A 1,268-nucleotide genomic window follows, 5' to 3' on the forward strand; every position below is an offset into this window, starting at 1 on the left:
TTTTCTGGATCTGGATTCTTGATAAAGCGAACCGTTTGGTCTAAGTCATTGATATCTTCATGTACCACAACTTCTTTGCCATTGCGGAATAATTTCTCAAAGACAACCACTTCACTTCCAGCTAGTTCACGTGCATCTAAGTCAAAGGCTACTTCCACGACACCATTTGATTCTTCTGGTGTGAAGGTTGTTTCGCCTAGCACTTCTTTACCGTTTGATAGGACTGGCTTACCTGTTGCTTTATCCATTAGTTTTCCTGTTACGGTATATTCTTTTCCAACGATTAAGTCTTCATAGTATACCTTGTCAATAATCGTTACTTTTTCTTCTGGCATGATTTCTTTGTCACCATTTTGATCTGTTGCGATGGTTTTTAGGTCTGGTTTCGTGAATTTCACGGTTTGGTCCGCATCATTAATGTCTGTATGCACCGCTACTTCTTTGTTGTCAGTATACAGGCGCTCAAATGCTACCACTTCTTGACCTGCTAAAGCCTTGGCGTTGAATGTGAATGTTACATCTACTTCGCCATTGGCTGTTTCTGGTGTGAAGGTTGTTTCTGCTTCTACTTGCTCACCGTCTACTAATAATGGTGCTTCTGTAGATTTGTCCATCAAAATTCCTTTCACCGTGTACTCACGACCTGGTGTAAGATTTTCATAACGAACCGTATCGACTAGGCTGATTTCTTCTTCTGGGCTTGGGCTTTGTGTGCCTGTCTCTACATCACGTAATGTTGTACCGATTTCTGGTGTCTTGATGGTTACTGTTTGTCCTTCGTCGTTAATATCTTCGTGATTGACTACTTCTTTGCCATTACGCATTAATTTCTCAAATACGACTAGATCCTTACCGTATAAGTCACTTGCATCAAATGTGAAGGCTACTTCTACAGAACCGTCTGTGTTTTCTGGTGTGAAGGTTGTTTCGCTGCGTACTTCTTCACCCTTTACAAGAACTGGTGCATTTGTTGCTTTGTCCATCAGAATTCCTTGTAGTGTGTATTCTTTACCTGCGATTAGATCTTTGTAGTCTACTACGTCGATGATAGTTACTTCGTTGTCTGCATTAAGCTCTTTTTCACCGTTTTGGTCCGTTGCTGTTGTTCCGATTTCTGGTGTTTTGAAGTGAACGGTTTGATTCGCATCGTTAATATCTGTATGCACCGCTACTTCTCTACCATTTTGGTACATCGTCTCAAAGGCTACGATTTCTTGTCCTGCTAAACCTTTGGCGTTGAATGTGAACGTTACGTCTACTTCGCCATT

General features: G+C 41.2%; 1 protein-coding gene. It reads right to left on the reverse strand.

The genetic code is table 11. The features are described 5' to 3' along the window. Window positions 1-1,268, reverse strand: a 1,268-nt coding sequence (locus HCJ54_RS15270) for a VaFE repeat-containing surface-anchored protein (RefSeq protein WP_187138261.1), incomplete at both ends; no start/stop codon positions are given.

The organism is Listeria grandensis (assembly GCF_014322885.1).
In the GTDB taxonomy this organism is placed as follows: Bacteria; Bacillota; Bacilli; order Lactobacillales; family Listeriaceae; genus Listeria_A; species Listeria_A grandensis.